This window comes from Paenibacillus sp. TY11 (assembly GCF_059772165.1).
This window is the reverse complement of sequence record NZ_JCBAIQ010000003.1, coordinates 54,882-79,648: the sequence shown is the minus strand read 5'-3', so window position 1 is coordinate 79,648 and position 24,767 is coordinate 54,882. Positions and strand designations below refer to the sequence as shown.

Here is a 24,767-nt window from a genome sequence, read left to right as displayed (position 1 = left end):
GTGAAGGGCTTTATTTTTTAGGAGGCGCTGCTGCGTTCCGTTCAGAAAGGAGGAATGGACTTGACACCATCAGAGCATGAAATGCCGTTAATGGAACATCTGGGTGAGCTTCGCCGCAGAATTATCTATGTGCTAATTGTATTTGTATTGGCACTGGCTGGTGGTCTGTTCGCGGCGGGTTCTGTCTATGACTGGCTTATTCGCTCCGGTTCGGCGCAAGCTTTTCAGTTAAACGCGTTTTCCTTTTGGGACGGGATTGGTATCTACATGAAGATCGCTATGATCATTGGGATTGCGGTGGCGCTACCGTTTGCCTGCTACCAACTGTGGAAGTTTGTCAGCCCCGGATTAAGGCCGCAAGAACGGAGTGCGACTTTGCGGTATGTGCCTTATGTGCTGCTTTTGTTCATCATTGGGACAGCTTTTGCCTATTTCATTATTTTCCCGATGGCGATTCAGTTTACGTCGTCCGTCACCAAAAGTATGGGATTGCAGGAAACGTACGGTATCGCACAATATTTCACCTTTATGTTTAATATTGTGCTGCCTGTAGCGCTACTGTTTGAACTCCCCCTGCTTATCATGTTTCTGACGGGGATTCGTGTATTAACTCCGATGAGGCTTCGCAAATGGCGGAAAATTTCTTATTTTCTGCTTGTTTTTGTCGCGGTTGTTATCACCCCGCCGGATTTTATATCCGATTTTTTGGTGGCGATTCCGTTACTGGTATTGTATGAAGTGAGCGTATATTTGTCATCGGTCGTGTACCGCAGGCAACTGCGTGCACAGGAGGAACGGGAGGCCAAATTGCGTATAGCTGCGGAATAATAAGGCAGGACCTGAATTGGCTTAGTAAATGATTTATTCGGATCCGCTAGCTACATGGCAACTTGCAGATGATGAACAGCGTATATAGAGCAGCTTAGCTGCCTTAAAAATAACCATTAGCCTTGAGGCAACGGTTATTTTTAAGATAGATGGATATAATCGAGAAGGGCTGTCCATAAAAATTCCCATAAAAAATACATTAGGGACTTGAAATTCAATCTCAAGTTGAGTATCATAAAGTTGGTTGTTAGCACTGACGACTGTCGAGTGCTAATACATACAACATAACAACCAAATTACAGAATAAAACACTTAATAAGGAGGCTATTTTTTCATGATCAAACCTTTGGGTGAACGCGTATTGGTGGAAGCAATTGAGCAAGAGACAACGACTTCCTTCGGGATCGTACTTCCTGACTCTGCCAAGGAAAAGCCGCAAGAAGGCAAAATTATCGCGGTTGGCGCAGGCGCATTGAAAGACGGTGCCCGTATTCCTCTGGAAGTAAAAGAAGGCGACCGTGTCATTTTCTCTAAATACGCTGGAACGGAAATCAAATATGAAGGTAAAGAATATTTGATTATGAAAGAAAGCGATATCCACGCGATCATCGGTTAACCGGAACCCGGACAAGACCTGAATATAGGAATCGAAACAAATCATTCATAATCCATAGGGAGGTTTATCACAAATGGCTAAAGACATTAAATTCAGTGAAGACGCTCGCCGCTCCATGCTGCGCGGGGTAGACGCATTGGCTAACGCTGTTAAAGTAACACTCGGACCGAAAGGCCGTAACGTTGTACTGGAGAAAAAATTCGGTAGCCCGCTCATCACCAATGACGGTGTAACGATTGCAAAAGAAATCGAGCTGGAAGACGCGTTCGAAAACATGGGCGCTCAACTGGTTAAAGAAGTAGCAACCAAAACTAACGATGTAGCTGGTGACGGTACTACTACTGCTACTGTTTTGGCTCAAGCCCTCATCACAGAAGGTTTGAAAAACGTAACTGCTGGTGCAAGCCCAATCGGTATCCGTAAAGGGATCGACAAAGCGGTTAAAGCAGCTGTTGCTGAACTGCAAGCCATCTCCAAACCAATCGAAAGCAAACAATCCATTGCTCAAGTAGCCGGTATTTCCGCTGCTGATGATGAAGTAGGCGAACTGATCGCTGAAGCTATGGAAAAAGTGGGCAAAGACGGTGTAATCACGGTTGAAGAATCCCGCGGTTTTGCAACAGAGCTGGAAGTGGTTGAAGGTATGCAGTTTGACCGTGGCTACATTTCCCCGTACATGATTACAGATACGGACAAAATGGAAGCTGTACTGGACAATCCGTATATCCTGATCACAGACAAAAAAATTACAAATACACAAGAAATTTTGCCGTTGCTTGAAAAAATTGTACAACAAGGCAAGCCACTCGTTCTGATCGCTGAAGACATCGAAGGCGAAGCGCTGGCCATGCTCGTTGTTAACAAACTGCGTGGTACATTCAATGCTGTAGCTGTTAAAGCTCCAGGCTTTGGTGACCGTCGTAAAGCAATGCTGCAAGATATCGCTGCCCTGACAGGCGGTCAAGTCATCACGGAAGAACTGGGTCTGGACCTGAAAACAGCTTCCGTAGACCAACTGGGTACAGCACGTCAAGTGCGTATCACAAAAGAAAATACGATTGTGGTTGACGGCGCTGGAAACAAAGCCGACATCGACGCTCGTGTTAGCCAAATCCGTACGCAACTGGAAGAAACCACTTCCGAGTTCGACAAAGAGAAACTGCAAGAGCGTCTGGCTAAATTGTCCGGCGGTGTAGCAGTGATCAAAGTCGGTGCGGCTACTGAAACAGAATTGAAAGAACGCAAACTGCGCATCGAAGATGCCCTGAACGCAACCCGTGCTGCGGTTGAAGAAGGTATCGTATCCGGTGGTGGCGTAGCGCTCCTGAACGTATACAAAGCAGTTGCAGCTGTTGAATTGCAAGGAGACGAGCAAACAGGTGTTAACATCGTGTTGCGCGCTCTGGAAGCCCCAATCCGCACCATCGCTGCTAACGCAGGTGAAGAAGGATCTGTAATCGTTGAGCGTCTGAAACGCGAAGAAGTTGGCGTAGGCTTTAACGCAGCTACTGGCGACTGGGTAAACATGATCGAAGCTGGTATTGTAGACCCTGCGAAAGTAACTCGTTATGCATTGCAAAACGCTGCATCCGTAGCGGCTATGTTCCTGACTACCGAAGCGGTTATCGCCGACAAGCCAGAACCAGAAAAGGCTGCAATGCCTGACATGGGCGGCATGGGTGGAATGGGCGGCATGATGTAACAAAGGGTCCAAAAACCCTGTAATACCGCTATTTAAAGGGCTCCCGAGAGGGAGCCCTTTTCTATAAAATCACACCAGGAAGCTACTGGAATTAAGCCAGTGTTGCTTTGATGGTTTGGCCAACAGTTTAAATCATCAATAGTTTATAATTGGCTTAACACTTAAACGAATAGAGGTCCGGTATGTCAATTAAAAGAGCCACTATGATCAGTTCTTTAAAGGAAACAGTTTGTTATTGAAATCGCAGTTTGCTCTTCAGAGGGATTCACATGTTATTGGGGGGAGAAGATACCTCCTAACAAAGTTACGGCACATGATTTACATCCTGATAATCGTATGAGACTCAACAACGGAAATTGGTTTCGTTATGACGAGTCTAAGTCCCGTGAAAATATCTACCTTAGTGTTACAAATGATGTTATAAATCACCTTTCAGAAGCTGATCGGTACTGGGAGAAGACAGCTCCTTTTACCAATTGAAAATGATGATTTATGAGACCACCTATCTATCATTGGGTGGTTTTTTCTTATGCCCAGATAAATTAAAAGAGGGATGCACTAACGTTCCTCCATCAATCCAGGGTATCCACTGCTGAGATAGCGGCTCGCCACGCGTGGCATTTTCCAGACATCCGCTATCTCGCATTCCATCATAACGGAAAGTCGAGGGATAAGCACAATGGGAACAGACACCGAACAACATGACGCACTACTACATCGTAGTGAGGCTTAAGTTAACTTGTCATTGGTGAGATGTTCGCGTGAATCAATTATTGTAGAAGCTCTTGCAACATATGCTGGTGGGAGCTTCTGTTGCCGGAGGCGCATGCTGGGCAGCACTCCGGCCTGTTTTTATTTGTTGAGTTTCATTCTGCTCGTAAGTAAGATAAATTTTACCCTTGCTTTAAGTCGTAATTAAAGATATATTATTAATTAAATAACCAATCATTTAATTAATTAAAGTTTAGTTTAAAGAGAGGGGAATACATTTGGCAAGACCCATCAATGAAGAAAAAAGACTGGAGCGGCGTAAACGTATCCTAAAAGAGGCTGTTGTCCTGTTCGCAGAAAGTGGATATTCTACTACCACAACGGCTATCATTGCGCAGAGTGTGGGAGTGACTCCTGGAACCATTTTTCAATATTTCCCTAGCAAAGAAGCTTTATTCTACGCCGCTGTCCTTGAGCCGCTTGCTGATATTCAGGTGAAATCGCTTGCTTGTCTACAACAAGAGGGGACGCCGGGCGTATTGATTAAGAACATGGTGGAAGAACAATTCAACCATATCTACTTCTATACAAATGAATTGCGGCTTGCTCAATCTGTCTTAGGACAGCGAATAAGATTCCCTGAACTTACACAGAAGGTCCTTGAAAGTATAAAGGTAATGACAGATGCGATCGAATGCGTCTATGCCAAGGGACAGTTAATGGGAGAATTCAACAAAAGCTTTTCTCCAGCAATGATCTCTCGTGCCTATATCTCTTTTTTAAATGGAGTGGGCTTAACTCTTGGAGAAAGTATTATTCATCATCCCGAGTGGGAAAATCTGAAGGGGCATGCCTTTTATTTGTTCGCACCCATACAACCTAAAGAAAAACTGGAGGAGTCTGAATGAGTCAAACATCATTACAACCCGATCTGACATTTAACGTTCGTGTGAAAAAACGGAAGAAAATTTTATGGAGCCTAGGAATCGTGCTTTTGCTTGTAATGGCTCTTGTATTTTTTATATCTTATAAAGTAGTAGACACCTTGTTGCACCATCCTAGAGACACTAATGTCAGCTACGGATTGAATATCGATAAAACTCCCTATGAAGAGGTCGAGTTCAAGAGTTTGAAAAATGATAATACGATTAGAGGTTCTTTCTTTCCTGCAAGTGGTCTTTCTGGTAAAGCAAATAATAAGACGATTATTGTCGTCCATGGATATACGAGCAATCGTTTAGTCAAAGGGCGGACCCAAAAGTTAGTAGAGCATTTTGTTCCCAAAGGCTACAATGTATTGGCATTTGACCTTAGCTCGCAAGGTAAATCCGATGGTGATTTGATTACACTGGGCCTCAATGAAAAATACGATTTGCTAGGAGCTGTAAGCTATTTAAAATCCAGAGACCATACGGGTGATAACATTGGAGTTATCGGCTTTTCAATGGGGGCTGCTACTTCTTTGCTAGCCGCAAGTGAAACTGATGACATCAAAGCCGTAATTGCGGATAGCCCTTTTCGCAATGCTGGTCTATTTTTGAGAGAGGGTTTGCCCTTCTTTTCAGGGTTACCTGCGTTTCCATTCAGTTATACATCGACATGGATGGCAAATTGGGTCTTTAAGGTTGATCTTGATTCCATATCTCCTATGGATGCGGTAAAAAAGATGCAAGACAAGCCAGTTATGCTCATTCATGGTACTGGAGATCAGCAAATTAGTTATAAAAATACAGAAATTATTTACGAGTCCTTAAAAGATAACCCAAGTGCAGAAGTATGGTACCCGCAAAATACGGAGCACATCGATGCCGTCAACCATTACCCTACTGAATATTTCCAAAGAGTAGATCGCTTTTTGGATGAGCATGTAGGAAAACAAATTCAATCAAGAGAGCCAACTAGTAGGAGCAATTAAAAGCTTTTGAACGAATGGCTAGGGGGATTGTGTAACAGGGCAAGAGAACGCAGTCCCGAGCAGGACAAGGCAAAACAGATGTGGATGGAGAGCGGCGGAGAGATGAAGCTAAAGGACATCGCCGCCGCTCTTTCTGTTCTTGAAAGTAGAATCCGTAAATTTCCAATCCCCGCCGATCAGTTAAGGTTAGCGGGGATTTTTGTTGAAGAATCTAATCTAAGGACCAGTGTGTTGAAGAAACGTACAGAAATTTATGCTTTAACAGGTTCTGGTCGTTTTAATTGAAGAGGGGGAGGTATCAGCCAACCCTTTTCTTTGTTCATTTGTAAAATACGAACTCCCAAAGCAGTCTTAGTGAGATGATATTTCGCAAATAAAGCCCCGATGTCTTCTCTAATGGATTGACCCATAGCTTGGCTGCAAGATGTCAATCCCATAGAGGTATCTAATGCGATTTTAGCTGCTATTTCGGGATCAGTAAACCTTGCACCAGCCGGGATATCCTCAAGTTTCACAGGCGGTCTTTCAGGCATAGTAGGGGCTGGAGCAATACCATTATCAGTAAGCAATGTGTCGCATTCTTTGATTTCCAGTTTAGCTTGATCAATAAGATCATCCAGTATTTTTTTGAGTTCTTTGTCTCCTGCGTGGTTTAAAAATGCCTGGTAAAATGAAACGCTGCCCTTTGCTAATGCAGAAAACTGCCACACACTATAAATTTCTCCGTAGTGCATGGGCTCGTCTTTTGGATTCCCACTTAGGATACCCATTGTAAAAATCACTCCTTGTTTATTTTTTGATGTACAAATTTATGATTCCCAGTAGTGAAGATTTAATGTGAAGGTAAGAGCAAAACTGTCATTACAAATAATGTATACGAATTAAGTTCTACTGGGCATACTAAATTCATTAAAGAATTGATTGCAAACACAACTTAGAGGAGTGGTTTAGGTATGTTAAAAAAATTGAAGATAATGGTCGTTGTTGCATTAATGATTTCATGTTTTGGAGCGGCAGTAGCATTTGCTGAAAACAATGGAACAAATATGGGCACAAACGACAATGGTACAACACAAATGCAGACTACTAATAATAACGATGATGATGATAATGATAATTGGGGATGGCTTGGTCTTTTGGGGTTAATTGGATTGGCAGGTTTAAGACGTCGCGACGGTGATAACCGCAATGTTGGAAAAAGATAATCGTAAATAACAACTCGAAAATACCTTAAAAATCCCCGCTGACCTTAACTGGCCGGCGAGGATTTTGTTGTGCTGTGCTTTTCAGAGTGGTAACTATTTTTGTAGCATGAAGTATTGGAGGTTACTTTCTATTTATAAATATCATCAAGCGGCTGTTGACAGCATTTTCAGCAGGTAAGCTAGGCTTTTTTGAAACAGATTCTTGTTCATACGATGGCGGGTATGTGGATGGCAAATGCGTCTCCTGGTTATATCCGCAAAGTAGCTGAATATGGAAGTGAACCAGCCCGATTTGTCTTTAAAGATGCTTAGGTCTCTTTCCCAGAATGAATGGTTTAGAAGGGGCTGCTGATAAACCATGTAACTTCATGGTTCTGTTCAGTTTATGGTAGACAGTCAGCTAAACTGGCTGGAAGGTAATGTACCGGTGCTCGATCTTTAGAGTTTAGTTGATACATATAGTATATTAGACTCCGTCGGTGAGTAAGTTTGGCGGAGTCTTTTGGTATCTATCTACTACTTATTTACTTCAATCAGCCCATCTGGTTTTTCTCGGTTGGAGAGTAATTCGGATACAGTGACGAAGGTAAATCCTCTCTTCTTGAGCTCAGGTAAAATGATTTTCAGGGCTTCAACGGTTTGTATACTTTGATGTACATAATCGTGCATGAGGACAATGTCGCCGTTACGGGCGTTGCGAAGCACTCTATTAGCGATACGTTGTACACCGGGTTTTCGCCAATCTAGGGTGTCCTGATGCCAGGACCATAAAATGATTTTCAACCCTTTCTCCTTGGAGAGCTTAACGAGCGAATCGGTATAGGAGCCGCCGGGGGGCCTAAAAAGATGCGTTCCTGCACCAGTTGCTTGAACGATGCTCGCCTGGCCTTGATCCAATTCGGACAGAGCTTTGTTACGGGAAATATACTGAAAGGATGAATGAAGGAAGGTATGGTTGCCAACTTCATGTCCTTCTTCTCGTTCCCGCTTTACAAGATGTGGAAGCTTTTCTACACGACTGCCGACGACAAAAAATGTCGCTTTAGCATCATATTCTTTAAGTAAATCCAAAATGGCAGGCGTATTGCTTTCGTCCGGTCCGTCGTCGAATGTGAGAGCGATAAGCTTACGATGGGTAGGAACTTCCCATACAATGTCGCCCCGTTCTTCGTAATAGGCTCTTCCCTTTGTAGGAGCAGGGGAGGCATATGATGTAGCTTGTGCATTCGTATATGGAGTGGGGCAAGAGCTGACACACAGCAAAGAAACAACGATTCCAGCGGACAGCAAACGGTTATATTTCATCAGGCTTCTTCTCCGTTCTTACGTATTCTCACATTAGCTTGCCAAGAAGAAGCGTATGCCATTCCTCGTTTCTGAAATTTATCTTTGGCATATTAGACCTCAGGAAGAGAATTGTGGCTACTTTGTATACCTCAATAAAAAATTGTAAAGAAGCTGTTGATGAGACCGATTTGCTGTGGGATCAATACGATATTTTAAAATCACAAAAGGTCACACTGAAAAATCATAATTTCGTAGAACGAGAACGAATGTAGTAATTAAAATTTTGGTAAAGGGAAGGAAACAAGCTATAGAACAGGTCATAAGATTAATTGCGGTGATTGATGAGACTAAATCTAAGAGGGTGGCATGATGTAATAAGGGAATTTCCGCTTAAAGATAACCTTGTTTGATCACTCTGAAGTAGATCAATGCCTCTCATGAGTTCATTGAACTTGTGAGAGGCATTTTTTGGTGATTTTGTTGAAAAAGATTATATATTCCTCAAGACAACTCAGTTAGCTTTTCAAGGTAGCCGAATAGTGTCTAATATTAATAACCTCTCTGGAACTTAATATTTTTTGTCTAGCTGCTCTTTTAGTATTTCTAAATGCTTACTGAGCAATTCTATTTTTCTATGGAATAATTTATTTGTTTTTCTTATTTTAAAGAGGTAGATCAACGCACATGAACATATAAAAATATGAATAAAGCAGAACCAGTAGATCATGGTTACAGATATAGTCCAGGTCCCTATTAGAATCCTCTCCTTACTGCGATTTTGTTAGTTGGGTTGTTTCTGCCAAAATCTCATCCAATCGATGCATAGCTTTGTTTTTTTTGAAAATGTTAATGATAAAAATGAGCGCAAAAATTAAGAGCAGTATTTCACTTCCTAAGAGAAAAAGTATAGATATTTCATGAAGAAATAATTTGTCAAACATAAAATATTCTCCAATCTTTAAGTGAATTCTACATATAAATCTATAATATGTTAATCTTCGACAGTATCATACCATATTATAGGAGGAAGAACATGAAAAAAGTTGTAGCATCTGCAATATTGTACGCTTCTCTTTTACTTTCAGTGGCACCCGTTAGAGTTTTGCAAGTGAGGTCCCTTCTGTTACATTTCCAAGTCAGGATTAAGATAAGATATCTGATCATTTAAATGATTTGGGTCTTTCTGAAGAAGTACAACAAAGCCTAATAGAAAAGATTAAGGCAGGGGAACTTCCTCATTCTGACAATCCAGAAAAAAAAGGTACTGGTATTACAAGTGAAATAGAGTCATCGGATGGTTTGAAAATACAAAGAACCACATTTCCTGATGGTTCCGTAATTCAGTCAACAATAGATCTTACAAACGCGAAAATAAAGGAAGAAAATGTTGTTACTCCAAATGATGTTTCAGGGGGATATGCCTCAGGAGGAACTGGTTATACGCTTATGATCCTTATGTTGATATAATTGGGGGATACTCAAGTGGAGAAAATTTGGTTGTTGATCAACCTAAACAGACTGACTCAAGACCTGCTCGTGCAACCTTTACATTTACTTGGGTTAAAATAAATGGTTACTTTAGCTCTACATACAAATTATTTTTATATGTTAACAACAGTTCAGCAAGCTCACAATTACAAACATATTAATTTAATAATTTGTTGTATTTTTTCTTATTATTCTATTTATAAGTGAGAAACAGAAAAGGCTTCCTCCAAGTTAAATAAACTCTGGGAAGCCTTTTTTACGATCTTACAAATCCCACCCTCATCCAGCTACTTATTCACCTCAATAAGTTTTTCGAGCTTCTTGCGATTGGCAAGCAGCTCGGATACGGTAACGAAGGTAAAGCATCTTTTTTCAGCTCAGGTAAAATGATTTTTAAAGCATCACGATTTATGTACTTTGATGTACATAATCGTGCATGAGGACGATGTCACTGTTACGAGCATTACGAAGTACATGATGGTAAGACCATAAAATCATTTTTCAGTCCTTTTTTAGATGATTTGACGAGCGAGTCGGTATAGGAACTACTCGGTGGACGGAAAAGATGGGTTTCGGTACCCGTTGCTTAAACGATGCTGGCCAGCCCTGATCCATTCAGACAGAGCTTTGTTATGTGAAATATGATGTAAGGATGGATGATGAAAGGTATGGTTGCAGACTTCATGTCTTTCTTCTCGTACCCGTTTCACAATGTCAGGGAGTATTTCTACACCTTGGCAGGTTAATGTGAGAAAACGTCAGAATGGAGAAGATGTCTAATGAAATATAACCGATTACTGTCTACAAATGTGGCTGTTGCCTTGTTCTGTACCAGCTTTTGCCCCACGCCTCCCCTTCTTCTAATGAATGGCAACCAAGCCCGCAGGACACACCGTGCTGTGAAATACTGGCGGTGACGCCCAAACGGCTGATTTTTTATTGTTCCACTTTCGGTACTTCATGGGTGAAGTTCATCAACTATCATCATATTTCATCGGACCAAGCTGGAAAAGGATTTATTGGATTCAAGCGAAAATGTTATTCTGATGAACCGGAATGTGCGTGAGGTATTTATGTATCTTCCGAATGCAGACACGTTGGAGTATTTTATAGCTGTTCTGGGCCAGGAATCGGGTATAGAGGTAAGTGATCATTCATTTCATATGTAATCCTTCGTTTATCAAATGTAAAATAAATACGTTAAACCTCCAAATTCGTGAACAGCCGACCATCGGCATATTACGAAGCTGGAGTTTTTTTGTCTTCTGACTGAATGGATCAAACGTTAGCTCAACAGTGTTACCAGCAGATTGTACAGAATCAGCGGCAGAATAACATTGTTGTAGGCATAGGAACGATAAGGAGCCGCTCTATAGGGAGTTGCTTTTACAAAGAGACAAAACATTAACATTTTACTCCAGTCCACTTGATGTTCCCTTTACATCGAAACGATACACTTACTGAGGTTGGTTTGAAAAGAAAGGGGCGTTCCGTTTTGGGTGAGCTTAACAAATCTATGGGACTGGGGACGAGGGGGCAGCAACGGGCTTCGTCTAAAGCCCGCATACGCACGGGTTCACTAAAAATTCAAAGACTGCGCGAAAACGCGCTGGCGTATACCTTTTTGGCTCCATCGCTCATTTTGTTTGCTGTATTTATGTTTTACCCGATGATGAAGTCTGTTTATCTCAGCTTGCATTCTACAGATCCTGCAGGAAACGTTGCAGCTTATGTGGGGTTAGAGAACTTTGCTACACTTTTCAGCTCGGGACAGTTTCTACAAGGGATTAAGGTCACGCTCCTTTTCGCGCTATTGACGGTACCTGTGGGTATTTTACTGGCGCTGGTGCTGGCTGCACTTACACATAGTAAACTACGGGGAATGCGTATCTTCCAGTTTGCCTTTTCGCTGCCGATGGTGTTGTCGGTCGGTTCATCTGCGGTCATTTGGAAATTTCTTTTTCATCCGACACTGGGGATGTTTAACTATGTGCTTTCCCTGCTACATATTAATCCGGTTCCGTGGCTGACCAGCCCGGATTGGGCGCTGTTCTCAGTAGCCATGATGACCATCTGGATGAATCTTGGCTTCAATTACATTATCTTATCGAGCGGACTTCAAGGGATTCCAGATGACATGTATGAAAGTGCCAAAATGGACGGAGCTGGCCCGCTGGTTACGTTCTGGCGTATCTCCATGCCACTGTTATCGCCGACGATCTTTTTTGTGACGGTAGTTTCCATCATTGGAGCCTTCCAGTCTTTCGCTCAAATTAACATTTTGACCAAAGGCGGTCCGGTGAACAGTACGAATGTCTTCGTGTATTCCATATATCACGAAGCTTTTGTTAATTTCCGGTTCGGAACGGGGAGCGCGCAGGCCATTGTCTTGTTTGCCGTCATTCTGCTGCTCACGATGATTCAGTTCAAATGGGTGGAAAGAAAGGTGCATTACCAATGAAACGACACCTGAATTCAACATTGCTGTATGTGCTGCTTACGATTGCAGCTGCTCTGATTTTATATCCGGTTATTTATACGTTTTTTATGGCGGTCATGTCACCAGAGGAAGCGAGTGCTTACCCACCAAGCTTTTTCCCGCATTCCTTTCATATGGCCAATTTTACTGAAGTGTTTGAAATCGTTCCGATTGCAGCCTTTATTGGAAATACATTTCTCATTTCGGGTCTGACCATGATTGGGCAGCTGATTACAGCCAGCTTGGCGGCCTATGCCTTTGCCAAAATGGAATTCAAGGGAAAGAACTTCGTATTTAGCATGTTTGTAGCGACGATGATGATCCCCTGGGAAGTCACCATTATTCCAAACTACCTGACGGTACGGAGCTGGAACTGGCTTGATACGTATCAAGGGTTAACGGTCCCTTTTCTGGCGACGGCATTCGGGACATTCTTGTTAAGGCAATTTTTTCTCCAGCTTCCAAAGGAACTGTTTGAGGCAGCTCGTATGGATGGGTGCGGACATATCCGTTACTTTCTGTTCCATGTGCTTCCGTTATCGCGGCCTGCGCTCGGAACATTGGCTGTGTATTCGTTCCTGAACATGTACAATTCGTACCTCTGGCCTTTACTGATCACGAATAGCGAGAGTATGCGTACGGTACAGATCGGAATATCCATGCTCGAATTTCAGGAATCGACTTCATGGAATCTTGTGTTCGCGGGTACGGCACTTGTCATTTTACCGTCTCTGCTCCTGCTGATCTTTGGACTAAAGCAGTTGGTACGTGGAATGGCAGCGGGTGCACTTAAAGGCTGAACATACATGCCCAATTAAGCTTCTTATCTATTGTTTGAAGAGAATTTACCTTCAAGTGAACAGCAACACCTGCGCAAGCAGCCTATATACAGAGCTTTACTACACAAAAATCTCGTAAGAGAATGCCAATTCAAGAATCATTTAATCCAAGGGAGAGAAGAGAGATTATGAGATTTTTTCGTCTGAAAAGTGCTTTGACCCTGCTTATTCTGACTGCCATGGTGGTTGCAGCAGGTTGTAGCAACAATACAGCGGCAGAGAAGCCGAGTAATGGTAGTGATGCAGGGGCAGCAGCCGGTTCTCCAGTGAAGCTGACCTGGTGGCATTCGATGTCCGGTAACGGTGAAAAAGCGATTAAGCAGATCGCTACTGACTTTAACGCCAGTCATAAGGACATTCAGGTAGAGCCAGTATATCAAGGCAAATATGATGACAGCTTGAACAAGCTGAAAGCGTCGCTTGGTTCCGACAGTGGACCGGACATCATTCAGGTATATGAAATCGGTAGTAAATTCATGATCGACTCCAAAATGATCACACCCGTACAACAATTTATTGATGCAGACAAGTTCGATCTGTCGCAGCTTGAGCCGAATATTACACGATACTACACGATTGATGGTAAATTGAACGCAATGCCGTTCAATACGTCAAACCCGATTTTATACTATAACAAGGATGCATTCAAAGCCGCGGGACTTGACCCGGCCAATCCTCCGAAAACGTATGATGAATTCGAAAAAGCTGCCAAAGCCTTGAGCAAGGATGGTAAATCCGGTGCATCCATTGCCATCTACGGCTGGTTTATGGAGCAACTGTTTGCCAATCAGAACGCGGATTATGTGAATAATGGCAATGGACGCAATCAAGCGGCAACGGCATCACTGCTGAATTCCGATGCCGGTGTGAAAACGCTGACGTGGTGGAAGAAAATGATGGATGAGAAGGTCGTATCCAATCTGGGACGTAACTCGGACGATACCGCAAAAGCTTTTTCCGCAGGACAAATTGCTATGACGCTGGATTCCACCGCTTCGCTGCGTAATATCGTGGAGCAGGTTGGCGATAAATTTGAAGTAGGCACAGGATTCCTGCCAAGAGCCAATGAAGCCAAAGAAGGCGGTGTGGTTGTAGGCGGCGCGAGCTTGTACATCATGAATAACAAGCCTGAAGCCCAGCAAAAGGCAGCATGGGAGTTCATTAAATTCGTTGCTTCCCCAGCTGTACAGGCACAATGGAGTGTGAATACCGGGTACTTCCCGATCACGAAAGCGGCCTATGACGAGAAGGTACTCAAAGACAATATGGTAAAATACCCGCAATTCCAGACGGCGGTTGACCAATTGCACGCATCGGCGCAATCCACCGCTACCCAAGGCGCAGTGATGGGCGTATTCCCAGAAGCGCGTCAAATCGTTGAAGGTGCAATCGAGGCAGTTCTGAGTGGTCAGCAAGAGCCAAAACAGGCACTGGATCAAGCCGCACAAGAAATTACAGGCAAAATTGCGCAATACAATCAAACTGTGAAAAAATAGTCGGCCTTCCCTTAAAATCGACTGATAAACCGTAGTATGCGCCCCCTTATCAGCCGATTTTATGAAATAACGGATCGAATGAGTGACCCCCTCACTTATTCGGTCCGTTTTTGCATTTTCATTTCCCCTTTTAGAATAAGCGTTTAGACGATCTGTCTAAAATGGCCATTTTTGCACATTTCCTATTGCTGGATAACTAAAAATGGGCTTATAATAAATACATAATTTTTGTACTGGACGGTCAGTTCAAAAAAGGAGGAAGCATGAAACAGCAGACGAAGGAAATTATTTTTAATGGCGCACTCAAAGCTTTTTCCGAACGAGGCTTTAATGAAACAAATATGGAGGAAATCGCCAAGGTATGCGGCATAGCCAAGGGAACCCTGTATTACAATTTTAAAAACAAGCAAGAATTGTACATCTACATTCTGAAAATGGGGATGGAGCGTTTTGTCCAGGATATCCATGAAGCGATGGCTCAGGTTCCTATGGATCAGGTAGAACTTAGGGTTCGCAAGTTGATCCAAGTACATATTGAGTTCATTGGGAGAGAGCCGGACTTTTGCCGTCTCCTGGTCAGTAAGGGATGGGTCTCACAGGAACAGCATTTTAATATTAGGCAGGTACTGGCTGACTATTTTGATTTTATGGAGGCAGAGATCGATTCCGGTAAGTTTCATGGGAAAATTTCAAGTAAGCTGGATGCCAAAACGACGGCCAATTGCTTATTCGGTATTTACATTTTCGCTCCGATGCGGTCGATGGTTTGGGGCGAAACTATGAATCTGCAGGAGGTTCGCGAAAGTATTGAAGTATTTGTATGTAACGCGCTGGGAATGCAACATTAATAGACAGGTGGAGTGATGAGAACATGAAAGCTAAAAAATATACGATTTTCGCCGTACTTATTGTTTTAATCGCGGTAGGAATTTATGCTTTGACCGCTTTTCAACGAGATGGAAGCAGCTTGTCTGCGGATCAGTCTTCTTCCATTCCTACGGCTTATGTGGAGTCGGATACGCTCAATGCCAGCTTTAAAATGGCAGGACGGATTGACCAGATGCTCGTCAAAGAAGGCGATCAGGTGAAAAAGGGGCAAGTGTTAGCCCATCTGGAAAGTCGTGAGCTGGAAGATAAAGTGAAGCAGGCACAGGCGGCATTGCTGGCAGCCAAGAGTAATGTATCCAAAGCAAAAGCCGGTGTGTTGCAGGCTCAAGCAGGAGTAGGCCAGGCACAGGCTACCGTGAGCGCAGCTCAGGCCAAAAAGAGCCAGGGGTCGACAGCGGTCGGCGTGACTGCACAGGCTTCATCCAGCCAGATTGAACAGGCACAAGCGGCTGCGGGCGCAGCCAAAGCAAAGCTGGACGCCCTCAAGAGCGGCGCAAGACCACAAGAGCTGGAGCAAGCGCAAGTAGCTGTGAAAGCAGCCAAAGAAACACTGGATCTGACCGTTAAAAATTTGGAGCGCGCCAAAAAGCTGCAAGAGGCCGGGGCAGCAACACAAGCGTCACTGGATCAAGCGACGCTTGACCATCAACAGGCAGAAGCCAAGTACAACTCTGCTTCTCAACAACTGAATATGGTACGTGAGGGAAGCCGCAAGGAAGAAATTACGGCGGCTGAAGCACAGTACCGTCAGGCATTGGCCGCGGTGAAGGAAGCACAGGCAGGTGCAGGTAAAGTTGCTTTGCAGCAGGAAGATGTCAAAGCCGCTCAGGCTTCGGTAGAACAAGCGCAATCCGCTGTGAAGGCGGCGCAATCCACGGTTGAGCAGGCACAATCTGCGGTTGCAGGTGCCAATGCACAGGTAGCCCAAGCGGAAGCCGCACTTCAGGAAGCTCAGACCTATTTGAGCTACACTACGCTGCGTGCGTCCGAGGATGGAATAGTAAAATCCAAGTCGCTTAGCTTGGGTGAAATGGCTAGCGCAGGGTTCCCGGTCTATACCATTGAAACTTCGACACAGCGTTGGGCTAAATTCTATGTACCGGAAACGTCTCTGAACGGTCTTCAAGCAGGGGATACGGTCCAAATTAAATTGCTGTCGGGCGGCAAGGAGCTGAAGGGTAAAGTAATTCTGTTAGAATCTGCTGCTGACTTTGCCATTCAAAAACCGAGCCAAAGCTCCGGTGACAAGGATGTCCGTTCCTTCGGCGTTAAGGTAGCATTGCCGGATCTTGCTGCTTCGGTTCCAACGGGCTCTACGGTTCTGTTTACAGGCAAAGGGGCGCAGTAATATGCAGGATCCACAGGAAAGACTTCGTATCCGCGATGTGTTTCGCGAGGAATGGCTGAGCATCTTCCGGGACCGCCGCTTTATGGCTATTCTGCTGATTACGCCGATTGTGTATACGATACTGTTCGGCTTCCTGTATTCACATCAGCGGATTACCGAGATGCCTGTCACGGTGTATGACGGAGATAATTCGCAGCTCAGTCGCCAAATCATTCAAGCGTTCGATTCGACCGACTCATTTGCCGTGACACGGCAAGCGACCAATCAGGAAGATGCAGTCCGTCAGGTGGAGACCGGGGAAGCTAAGGTCGGAATCGTCATTCCCGACAACTTCACCACTCGGCTTAAGCATGGGGAAAATCCACCCGTGCTTACGCTGATTGACGGTAGTAATATGATGTATTCCAATAGCGCCAGCCGGATTGCTAATCAGGTCATCAGTAGCGTGAGCGCCGGAGTATCGGTCAATTCCATGAAGCAAAAGGGAATGAACGCCGATCAGGCCGCCTCGACGCTGAGTACCATCCCGTTCCGATCCAGAGTGCTGTTTAACCCAGTATATGATTATAAGCTTTTCATGCCATTAGGGGTTATTTCTGCGGCTCTCCAGCAGTGTTTGCTGCTTGGTATTGCGTTGTCATGCACGCGTGATAAGGAAGCAGGGACTTGGGGAAGATTTGGCGCATGGAAAAATACCCCTTGGCGTTTGGCTATTGCCAAGCTGGCACCGTATTATGCGGCGGGAGCCTTCAATGTGCTGACTGTATTCAGTATCAGCGCTCTATGCTTCGATATTCCGTTCAGGGGACAGGTACTGCCGTTGATTTTGGTGTCGCTGGTCTTTAACTTTGCTTTGTGCGGATTAGGATTCCTATTCAGTCTATTTTCCAAGACTAGAGTGGATGCGACCCAAACCCTGATGCTGATTGCTGTTCCTTCCTTTATGCTGTCAGGCTATACGTGGCCATTGGAAGCAATGCCCGGCTTCTTGCGGGGGCTTGCTGAAATATTGCCACTGACGTACTACCTGGATGCTGTACGGAACATTACTCTCAAAGGACTGGATATCACATACGTCTTCAAGGATATGATTGCTCTGGGCGTCATTGGCTGTGTGAGTCTGCTGGTGTCCTTTGCCATCTATCCGTTATTCTTTAGACAGCATCAGACGACAGGGCAGCATGCCGATGTGCCCGCTCAAGAAGGTTTCACGCTCAAAAGCTGAGAGCAACTCTAACTATGAATATAATAAAAAGGCAGATCAGGAGTAAAACCTGATCTGCCTTTTGCTTATTCGTATTGTATAAAAGCGGAATAAATATTATTGCGTCTTTAGGTCTTCAATAGAATCAATCGGCACATAGGATGGAACGACAAGTCCGGACATAACGCCAGTCATGCTGATTCCGATGTCATCTACTTTATCCTTGTATTGAGCCCAATAATCGGCATGCGTCAATGGAAGCCAGGCGGCAGCGGTAGCATCCACACTTCCGCCGGCCACGCCGGTCCACATCGGGCCGATTTCCACTTGTAGGGCCGTTACTTTGTAGCCCAATTTTTGCTCCAATACATACTTTAATACGTTCGTACTGGCAATTTCAGAATCCCAAGCAGCGTAACTCAGTTTTAAAGGATCACCGTTGACGGGCTGCAAGCCCTTGATCCATTCCTGTACCTTGTCAGGATGCTTATCGGCCCAGTTCTTGGCGGCTTGCTGTGGGGCAGTACCGCCCTGAATCGCGATCATCACTTCACCCATATCTTCCGCAGTCCACTTGAAGCGGCTTAGAAATTCATAAGCCACAGGAGCATCCTGCTTTAAGCCTTTGCGGGCAATCGTATGGATTTCTTCCTTATCACCATACGCTTTTTTAGGGTCTTTCAAGTATTTCAAATCATACTTGTTAAACATCCAGTGAGGAGTCCAACCCGTTACGACGATAGGCTGCTTGGCTTTGATTGCTTTATCCAGTGTAGCGGTCATGGCAGCCCCAGAGCTTTCAAGCAGCTTCCAGTCGGACAAGCCGTAGTCATTAATAGCTTTAGCGGTCAGCTTCATCAGTCCGGCGCCAGGGTCGGTACCGACAATACGATAGCCGACCTCCTTGCCAAAGTCCTCAGCAGCGGCGGAAGCTGGAGCCGAAGCAGCTCCGTTATTCTGCAATTCCGCAATGGATTTAACATTCATGTAAGCTGGAACAACCAACCCCGTTTTAACCCCAGTCATATTAGCACCAAGATCGTCGAGCTTATCCTTGTATTTAGCCCAGTAATCCGCATGTGTTAACGGCAGCCATGCAGCTGGTGAGGCATCTACATCACCACTGGCGACACCCGTCCACATAGGACCTGCTTCAACTTGCAGCGCGGTTACTTTGTAGCCCAATTTGTTTTCCAAAATATAATTGAGCAAATTCGTACTGGCAATTTCGGAATCCCAAGCCACATAACTCAGCTTGAAGGTGTCTCCATTGACAGGTTGCAGTCCTTGAGTCCATTCCTGAACCTTATCGGCATGCTTCTCTGCCCAATCCTTGGCAGCTTGCTCAGGACTGGTTCCTGCTTGAATGGCGACCATCATTTCACCCATATCTTCTGGTGTCCATTTAAAACGTTTCAGAAACTCATAAGCGATAGGAGCGTCCTGCTGCAATCCTTTACGGGCAATCGTGTGAATACCCTCGGCTTCACCATAAGACTTTTTAGGATCTTCCAAATATTTAAGATCATACTTGTTGAACATCCAGTGAGGAGTCCAACCTGTAATAATGATCGGTTTTTTCGCTTTAATGGCTTTGTCCAGTGTGGCCGTCATGGCTGCACCGGAACCTTCTACCAGCTTCCAATCAGACAAATTATAGTCCTCAATTGCTTTGGCAGTCGATTTCATAATACCTGCCCCGGCATCAATACCGATAATTTTGTAATTAACCTCTTCGCCAACCGGATTGGCAGCAGCGTTACCTTTGCCAGATGCGGAATGATCCGTTCCAACAAAATATTGGGATGCACCAGCGATCAAAATGACAGCTGTAACTGCAGAAGTAATCCATACTTTTTGCTTGCTGGATACGCGGCTTTTGCCTCTTTGCGTAGGTTTAAACAGGTTTTGCGTAAAACGGTCAAGCACAATTGCCAGGACGACGACAGCCAAGCCGGCTTCAAAACCTTTACCGATTTGCAGCTGTGTCACAGCACGGTACACAACAGCACCGATGCCTTCCGCACCGATCATGGAAGCAATAACAACCATGGACAGTGACAGCATAATCGTCTGGTTAATACCAGCCATTAAGGTAGGCAATGCCAGAGGAAGCTGCACTTTGAAAAGCTTTTGCGCCGATGTTGAACCGAAAGCATCAGAGGCTTCAATCAGCTCACCCGATACTTGCATAATCCCCAAGTTTGTCATGCGAATGGTTGGGGGGATAGCAAAGATAACAGATGCGATAACACCCGGTACAACACCCAAGCTGAAAAAGGTAACCGCTGGGAGCAAGTACACGAACGCAGGCATCGTCTGCATAAAATCAAGTAAAGGCGTGATAATGCGTGACGCGGATTTACTGTATGCACACCAGATCCCGATTGGAATCCCGATAACAATGGATACGAGCGCAGACGTGATGACCAGTCCGAGCGTATTCATCGTTTCACTCCAATAGCCGAGATTATCAATCAGCAAGAAGCCGATGACAGTAAACAGTGTAAGCTGAACCCGCCCGATCATAAAGGCAATAATCCCGATGATCACGATGAACACCAGAGGGTGCGGAAGCATGAACAGGCCAGAGAAAAAGCCTACTACGGCTTCAATAACGGAAGAAATAACATTAAACAATCCAGCCAGATGAATACCCATCCAGTCTACAATGGATTGAATCCACTCAGCGATTGGCAGTTTCGGTATCATGGGCATTCACCTCCTTAGTTGTAGTAGTTACATCTCCACCAAGTGCGCCGAGCAATGCTCCACGGACGATAACGCCTAGCAACTTCTGCTTGTCATCGACCACAGCCAGCGGCACCTTGGACGAGCTTGTAATTTCAAACAAATCATTAATGACAGTCTCGGCAGCAACCTGCGGTCCGTCAGTTATCAAAATATCTTCAATCTTCAAATTGTTGCGCAGTGCATGAACAGCATCCTCGGCGTTAATAACACCCAGTAGCTTTTTGGTGCGGTCAATGACGAACAGATTGGAAATCCCACGCTCCCGCATCAATTCCAGAGCAACACGCGGACCCCGATCCAAGGTGATTGTTTCTGGACGAAGCATGACATGAGCAGCCGTCAATACCTTGGACAGATCCACATCCTCGACGAAGCGGGCTACATAAGAGTTAGCCGGTTGGATCATAATTTCTTCCGGTGTACCGATTTGTACAACCGCCCCGTCCCGCATCAATGCAATCCGGTCACCAATCCGCAGCGCTTCATCCAGATCATGGGTGATAAACACAATCGTTTTCTTCATTTTATCTTGAAGCTCCAGCAGCTCATCTTGCATGTCACGGCGAATGAGAGGGTCCAATGCGCTGAACGCTTCATCCATCAGAAGCACTTCAGGGTCATTAGCCAGCGCCCGTGCCAGACCGACACGCTGCTGCATACCGCCACTCAATTCATCAGGCATTTTATCGCCCCAGTTTTTAAGACCAACCAATTCCAGCGCTTGTTGCGCCTTTTCCTGACGTTGTGTTTTTTCTACCTTTTGAATTTCAAGACCGTATTCTACATTTTCCAATACAGTCCGATGTGGGAACAAGGCGAACTTTTGAAAAACCATGCTGATGGTTTTACGACGAACTTCGCGGAGTTGTTCTTTGTTCATCTTACGGAGATCTTTGCCGTGAACCAGAATTTCACCGGAGGTAGGCTCAATCAAGCGATTTAGCATTCGCACCAAAGTGGACTTGCCACTGCCCGATAGTCCCATAATCACGAAAATTTCACCTTGCTTAATTTCCATGTTGGCCTTATTGACACCAACAGTAATCTGTTTTTCTTTGGCCAGCTTTTCCTTGCCCCAGCCTTGCTCCAGGAGCGGAACACCTTGCTCTGCGTGAGGACCAAAGAGTTTGCTGACATTTTTGACTTCCAAAATCGTCATACATACACCTCTTCTTTCTATACTTTGCTTGGTATTAACCCCATGTTGCATTAAGGATTGAGTATAAAAATCATAATTCTGAACATCCTGAACGGTTAATGACAAAATTAATTGTAACAGAATCATTGCTTACATTTCAAACAAAAAAACTGTTCGTAAAGTACGTACAGAAAAAACTGTACAAAGTTTCCTTCAATATGCTCCTTCGTTCTTTAGAATGCTCAAACATTCGGAACTTTACAACTGATAGTGCTTTTTTTAAAATAGACAATGAAATATAACCATAAGAAAAAGATTTATGTATATCCATAATTTTAAAAATCTACTATCATTAGCAATTTTGCGAATTATGATTTTGAACGACCATGCTGTTGTAATATAGACAGAAGCTTTGCTTTTGAAACATTTCATTTATTATTGAAAGATTTCATATATTGCGTCAAAGCTAATCCTTTACGGGTAAGTCGTTCATACTAGGTTGTGCAAAATGCTCTAAAATTAGGAGGTTGCAAGCATGAGCTTGTACCAGTTAGGTGATGAGCAGCAAGCTTCGCTGCAAAAAATTCGCAAACGTGTTATAGAAGCTATAGGTAAAAACATGGACCTGTATGGGATCACTCTGTCTGCGGGGCATTTGTACGGTTTGCTTTTTTTTGCGGATAAACCGATGACGCTGGACGAGATGGGCCGTGAAATGGAAATGAGCAAAACGAGCATGAGTACAGGAGTTCGAACGTTATTGGATCTGAAAATGGTGAACAAAGTATGGAGTAAAGGCTCACGCAAGGACTTGTATGAAGTCGAATATGACTGGCATCAAACATTCACTGACTTCTTCGCTATTAAATGGAGAAAAGCGGTAGAAACAAATTTACTGGTGCTGCGCAAAGCCATTGATGAGCTCAACAGATTGATGGACCAGGGTGAAGAGTACGAGGAATTTAAGGCGGTTCTTCAGCAAGACCGTTTGAAGATGAAGCAGGCCGTAGCTTATTACAAGTGGCTAGACCGACTGATTGATTCTATGGAAAGCGAAGAAATTTACAAGCTGATTCCGAAAGAAGAAGTTCGGGATTAATCGCTATTTCCCTATCTTGTCTACAAAAATGCCGGAGTGCAAAAGCACTTCCGGTATTTTTTGGTTTGTCCCTGTGCAAAGGGTATAATAGAGATATGTAAAGATTGATATTATACCGTTGTGTTAAACATACGAGATAAAGGGGGCTTTCATGATGGAGAGTATTACGGTACATACTCGTCTGGGTCAATTACGTGGAGAAACGTGGAATGGATATCATGTATGGAAAGGTATCCCATATGCACAGCCTCCTGTTGGAAAACTACGTTTTCACGGGCCGCAGCCTTTGGAGCCTTGGGAGGGTGTGCGGGCTGCGACGAGTTTTGGGCCGATCTGTCCGCAGCCTATGCCATCCGCTGAAAGTATGACTGGAAATCTGGTAGAACCGCCTGAGCAGTCCGAGGATTGCTTGTACCTGAACGTTTGGACACCTACTTCAAAAGCTCCTGAGAAGGGACGTCCGGTGATGGTGTGGATTCATGGCGGTGCCTTTGTCACCGGGTCTGGGATTATACCTTTATATGACGGGGCACGGATGGCGAAGAATGGCGACGTTGTGGTGGTTACGATCAATTATCGGTTGGGACCGTTAGGATTTTTGCATCTGACTCCAAGGGGAGATGGCCTCACCTCTAATGCGGGACTGCTGGATCAAATTGCTGCGCTGGAATGGGTTAGGGACCACATCTCTGCCTTTGGCGGTAACCCGCACGAGGTGACGGTGTTCGGTGAATCGGCAGGGGCGATGAGTATTGCCGCTTTATTGGCGATGCCAGCCGCTGAGGGATTGTTCCAGCGTGCGATTTTGCAGAGCGGGGCATCGCAGGTGTTGCCGACTTCACAAGCCGAGCAAGTGACGGCTGTGTATCTGCAGCAGCTGGGTGTGGACACTCAGCATCCTGAGCGGTTGTTTACGCTGCCGACAGATGCGCTGATGCTCGCTATGGCGAAGACGCATGAAGTCATCGGACCAGGGATGGCGATGATCTATCAACCCGTTGTGGACGGCGTGACCTTGCCAGATGTACCCCTGTCTGCAATCGCGCAAGGTTCAGCAAAGCAGGTATCCGTTTTGATTGGAACGAACTTGCATGAGGGGGCCTATTTCATCCGAAAAGAATCCCATCTTATGAACAAGTCAACAGCGAGTCATGCATTGGAAATGATGACGGGTATGCAAGATATCGCCGAGCTGATAGAACCTTTTCCGGTTACGATTGAGGGACAGGCGCAAATGTTGACCGATCTATTTTTTTGGCGTCCTGCGTTGGCTCTTGCTGCTGCACAGTCGACGTATGCGTCGGTATGGATGTATCGTTTTGATTGGACACTGCCGGGGCATCCTACCTTTGGACAAGCGGTTCATGGGGCAGAAATTGCGTTTGTTTTCGATAATCTGGAGCTGCTGGGTAAACTCGGATTAGATATTCAACCGTCGATGCAGGCGCTGGCTCACGATATGCAGCAGGCATGGGTTGCTTTTGCACGTGATAGGAAGCCCGTGCTGTCCGAAGGGACTTGGCCGATGTACGATAGGGAAAAGCGGGCTACAGCTATTTTTCATCAGGATATTACGGTGAAGCACGACCCGGAAGGGGATAGACGCCGCCAGTTGACGGGGCAGATGAGCATATAAGTAAACACGAGATATCATCCAAAGGACTCAAATGGAAAAGCCTTCGCCCGTAATTTGTATACGGACGAAGGCTTTTGTTAGTAAACAGATGTACCGCTGCTTATCCTTACTTGTATGAAATTGCAACGATACAA

Annotated in this window: 22 protein-coding genes; 17 read left to right on the top strand and 5 right to left on the bottom strand. The window is 44.8% G+C overall.

The genetic code is table 11. The features are described from left to right. The first annotated feature begins 60 nt into the window (after window positions 1-60). The 6 genes from tatC to AC6EJC_RS04570 all read left to right on the top strand — a co-directional run bounded on the left by tatC (window position 61) and on the right by AC6EJC_RS04570 (window position 6,057). Entirely contained in the window at window positions 61-828 is a 768-nt protein-coding gene (gene tatC, locus AC6EJC_RS04595; RefSeq protein ID WP_444952936.1) for a twin-arginine translocase subunit TatC, read from the top strand. Between the two features lie 334 nt (window positions 829-1,162). After that, window positions 1,163-1,444: a co-chaperone GroES gene (gene groES, locus AC6EJC_RS04590; protein WP_007429271.1), complete on the top strand. Its 282-nt coding sequence runs from the start codon at window positions 1,163-1,165 to the stop codon at window positions 1,442-1,444. Window positions 1,445-1,517: 73 nt separating this feature from the next. Then, complete coding sequence (gene groL, locus AC6EJC_RS04585; protein WP_013369880.1) at window positions 1,518-3,146, top strand: chaperonin GroEL; 1,629 nt, start codon at window positions 1,518-1,520, stop codon at window positions 3,144-3,146. 989 nt (window positions 3,147-4,135) lie between these two features. Beyond that, window positions 4,136-4,765 carry a TetR/AcrR family transcriptional regulator gene (locus AC6EJC_RS04580; protein WP_444952935.1) on the top strand — a complete coding sequence of 210 codons (630 nt, stop codon included), beginning with the start codon at window positions 4,136-4,138 and terminating at the stop codon, window positions 4,763-4,765. After that, window positions 4,762-5,772, top strand: a complete 1,011-nt coding sequence (locus tag AC6EJC_RS04575; protein WP_444952934.1) for an alpha/beta hydrolase — start codon at window positions 4,762-4,764, stop codon at window positions 5,770-5,772. Before AC6EJC_RS04580 ends, AC6EJC_RS04575 begins: the two co-directional genes overlap by 4 nt. Before the next feature lie 6 nt (window positions 5,773-5,778). Continuing rightward, a complete protein-coding gene (locus AC6EJC_RS04570; protein ID WP_444952933.1) occupies window positions 5,779-6,057 on the top strand; it encodes a phage terminase small subunit-related protein in 279 nt (92 codons plus the stop codon). Here AC6EJC_RS04570 and AC6EJC_RS04565 read toward each other — a convergent pair. Then, entirely contained in the window at window positions 6,024-6,542 is a 519-nt protein-coding gene (locus AC6EJC_RS04565) for a DUF3231 family protein (protein WP_444952932.1), read from the bottom strand. The genes AC6EJC_RS04570 and AC6EJC_RS04565 overlap by 34 nt on opposite strands. 183 nt (window positions 6,543-6,725) lie before the next feature. Between AC6EJC_RS04565 and AC6EJC_RS04560 the strand changes: the two genes are divergently transcribed. Beyond that, window positions 6,726-6,977: a WGxxGxxG family protein gene (locus AC6EJC_RS04560; RefSeq protein ID WP_444952931.1), complete on the top strand. Its 252-nt coding sequence runs from the start codon at window positions 6,726-6,728 to the stop codon at window positions 6,975-6,977. Window positions 6,978-7,493: 516 nt separating this feature from the next. On the opposite strand, the gene AC6EJC_RS04555 is transcribed toward AC6EJC_RS04560, so the two are convergent. Further along, the gene (locus AC6EJC_RS04555; RefSeq protein WP_444952930.1) at window positions 7,494-8,282 is read right to left on the bottom strand and encodes a polysaccharide deacetylase family protein; all 789 of its coding nucleotides are present in this window, start codon (window positions 8,280-8,282) and stop codon (window positions 7,494-7,496) included. Between the two features lie 1,155 nt (window positions 8,283-9,437). Between AC6EJC_RS04555 and AC6EJC_RS04550 the strand changes: the two genes are divergently transcribed. Then, window positions 9,438-9,731 (top strand): hypothetical protein, encoded by a 294-nt coding sequence (locus AC6EJC_RS04550; RefSeq protein ID WP_444952929.1) that lies wholly within the window; start codon window positions 9,438-9,440, stop codon window positions 9,729-9,731. A 566-nt stretch (window positions 9,732-10,297) separates the two neighbouring features. Here AC6EJC_RS04550 and AC6EJC_RS04545 read toward each other — a convergent pair. Then, window positions 10,298-10,477 (bottom strand): polysaccharide deacetylase family protein, encoded by a 180-nt coding sequence (locus AC6EJC_RS04545; protein WP_444953174.1) that lies wholly within the window; start codon window positions 10,475-10,477, stop codon window positions 10,298-10,300. A 294-nt stretch (window positions 10,478-10,771) separates the two neighbouring features. On the opposite strand from AC6EJC_RS04545, the gene AC6EJC_RS04540 reads away from it, so the two are divergent. From AC6EJC_RS04540 to AC6EJC_RS04510, 7 genes are all read left to right on the top strand, one after another. Beyond that, on the top strand, window positions 10,772-10,921 hold the full coding sequence (locus tag AC6EJC_RS04540) for a hypothetical protein (protein ID WP_444952928.1): 150 nt from the start codon (window positions 10,772-10,774) through the stop codon (window positions 10,919-10,921). A gap of 326 nt (window positions 10,922-11,247) precedes the next feature. Continuing rightward, on the top strand, window positions 11,248-12,213 hold the full coding sequence (locus tag AC6EJC_RS04535; protein ID WP_444952927.1) for a carbohydrate ABC transporter permease: 966 nt from the start codon (window positions 11,248-11,250) through the stop codon (window positions 12,211-12,213). Then, window positions 12,210-13,031, top strand: coding sequence for a carbohydrate ABC transporter permease (locus AC6EJC_RS04530; RefSeq protein WP_444952926.1), 822 nt, complete (start codon window positions 12,210-12,212; stop codon window positions 13,029-13,031). The genes AC6EJC_RS04535 and AC6EJC_RS04530 overlap by 4 nt, the downstream gene beginning before the upstream one ends. A 167-nt stretch (window positions 13,032-13,198) precedes the next feature. Then, window positions 13,199-14,566, top strand: a complete 1,368-nt coding sequence (locus tag AC6EJC_RS04525) for an ABC transporter substrate-binding protein (RefSeq protein WP_444952925.1) — start codon at window positions 13,199-13,201, stop codon at window positions 14,564-14,566. Window positions 14,567-14,829: 263 nt separating this feature from the next. After that, window positions 14,830-15,414 (top strand): TetR/AcrR family transcriptional regulator, encoded by a 585-nt coding sequence (locus AC6EJC_RS04520; RefSeq protein ID WP_250243773.1) that lies wholly within the window; start codon window positions 14,830-14,832, stop codon window positions 15,412-15,414. Between the two features lie 23 nt (window positions 15,415-15,437). Then, window positions 15,438-16,802, top strand: a complete 1,365-nt coding sequence (locus tag AC6EJC_RS04515; protein WP_444952924.1) for an HlyD family secretion protein — start codon at window positions 15,438-15,440, stop codon at window positions 16,800-16,802. Between the two features lies 1 nt (window position 16,803). Beyond that, entirely contained in the window at window positions 16,804-18,027 is a 1,224-nt protein-coding gene (locus tag AC6EJC_RS04510) for an ABC transporter permease (RefSeq protein WP_444952923.1), read from the top strand. Window positions 18,028-18,123: 96 nt separating this feature from the next. Here the strand turns inward: AC6EJC_RS04510 and AC6EJC_RS04505 are convergent, their stop codons facing one another. Together AC6EJC_RS04505 and AC6EJC_RS04500 are read right to left on the bottom strand one after the other, a co-directional pair. After that, the gene (locus AC6EJC_RS04505; RefSeq protein ID WP_444952922.1) at window positions 18,124-20,718 is read right to left on the bottom strand and encodes a glycine betaine ABC transporter substrate-binding protein; all 2,595 of its coding nucleotides are present in this window, start codon (window positions 20,716-20,718) and stop codon (window positions 18,124-18,126) included. Then, window positions 20,693-21,919, bottom strand: coding sequence for a quaternary amine ABC transporter ATP-binding protein (locus AC6EJC_RS04500; RefSeq protein ID WP_444952921.1), 1,227 nt, complete (start codon window positions 21,917-21,919; stop codon window positions 20,693-20,695). The genes AC6EJC_RS04505 and AC6EJC_RS04500 overlap by 26 nt, the downstream gene beginning before the upstream one ends. A 514-nt stretch (window positions 21,920-22,433) precedes the next feature. Between AC6EJC_RS04500 and AC6EJC_RS04495 the strand changes: the two genes are divergently transcribed. Both AC6EJC_RS04495 and AC6EJC_RS04490 read left to right on the top strand, forming a co-directional pair. Then, window positions 22,434-22,997, top strand: a complete 564-nt coding sequence (locus tag AC6EJC_RS04495) for a GbsR/MarR family transcriptional regulator (protein ID WP_444952920.1) — start codon at window positions 22,434-22,436, stop codon at window positions 22,995-22,997. A 154-nt stretch (window positions 22,998-23,151) separates the two neighbouring features. Continuing rightward, window positions 23,152-24,633 carry a carboxylesterase/lipase family protein gene (locus AC6EJC_RS04490; protein WP_444953173.1) on the top strand — a complete coding sequence of 494 codons (1,482 nt, stop codon included), beginning with the start codon at window positions 23,152-23,154 and terminating at the stop codon, window positions 24,631-24,633. The last annotated feature ends 134 nt before the right edge of the window (window positions 24,634-24,767 follow it).

Bases quoted from the DNA above. Each gene is read 5' to 3' on its own strand.
- AC6EJC_RS04490 (WP_444953173.1), top strand. From the start codon at position 23,152: ATGGAGAGTATTACGGTACATACTCGTCTGGGTCAATTACGTGGAGAA.
- AC6EJC_RS04530 (WP_444952926.1), top strand. From the start codon at position 12,210: ATGAAACGACACCTGAATTCAACATTGCTGTATGTGCTGCTTACGATT.
- AC6EJC_RS04515 (WP_444952924.1), top strand. From the start codon at position 15,438: ATGAAAGCTAAAAAATATACGATTTTCGCCGTACTTATTGTTTTAATC.
- AC6EJC_RS04520 (WP_250243773.1), top strand. From the start codon at position 14,830: ATGAAACAGCAGACGAAGGAAATTATTTTTAATGGCGCACTCAAAGCT.
- AC6EJC_RS04525 (WP_444952925.1), top strand. From the start codon at position 13,199: ATGAGATTTTTTCGTCTGAAAAGTGCTTTGACCCTGCTTATTCTGACT.
- AC6EJC_RS04575 (WP_444952934.1), top strand. From the start codon at position 4,762: ATGAGTCAAACATCATTACAACCCGATCTGACATTTAACGTTCGTGTG.
- AC6EJC_RS04510 (WP_444952923.1), top strand. From the start codon at position 16,804: ATGCAGGATCCACAGGAAAGACTTCGTATCCGCGATGTGTTTCGCGAG.
- AC6EJC_RS04500 (WP_444952921.1), bottom strand. From the start codon at position 21,919: ATGACGATTTTGGAAGTCAAAAATGTCAGCAAACTCTTTGGTCCTCAC.
- groES (WP_007429271.1), top strand. From the start codon at position 1,163: ATGATCAAACCTTTGGGTGAACGCGTATTGGTGGAAGCAATTGAGCAA.
- AC6EJC_RS04505 (WP_444952922.1), bottom strand. From the start codon at position 20,718: ATGATACCGAAACTGCCAATCGCTGAGTGGATTCAATCCATTGTAGAC.
- AC6EJC_RS04555 (WP_444952930.1), bottom strand. From the start codon at position 8,282: ATGAAATATAACCGTTTGCTGTCCGCTGGAATCGTTGTTTCTTTGCTG.
- groL (WP_013369880.1), top strand. From the start codon at position 1,518: ATGGCTAAAGACATTAAATTCAGTGAAGACGCTCGCCGCTCCATGCTG.
- AC6EJC_RS04560 (WP_444952931.1), top strand. From the start codon at position 6,726: ATGTTAAAAAAATTGAAGATAATGGTCGTTGTTGCATTAATGATTTCA.
- AC6EJC_RS04565 (WP_444952932.1), bottom strand. From the start codon at position 6,542: ATGGGTATCCTAAGTGGGAATCCAAAAGACGAGCCCATGCACTACGGA.
- AC6EJC_RS04495 (WP_444952920.1), top strand. From the start codon at position 22,434: ATGAGCTTGTACCAGTTAGGTGATGAGCAGCAAGCTTCGCTGCAAAAA.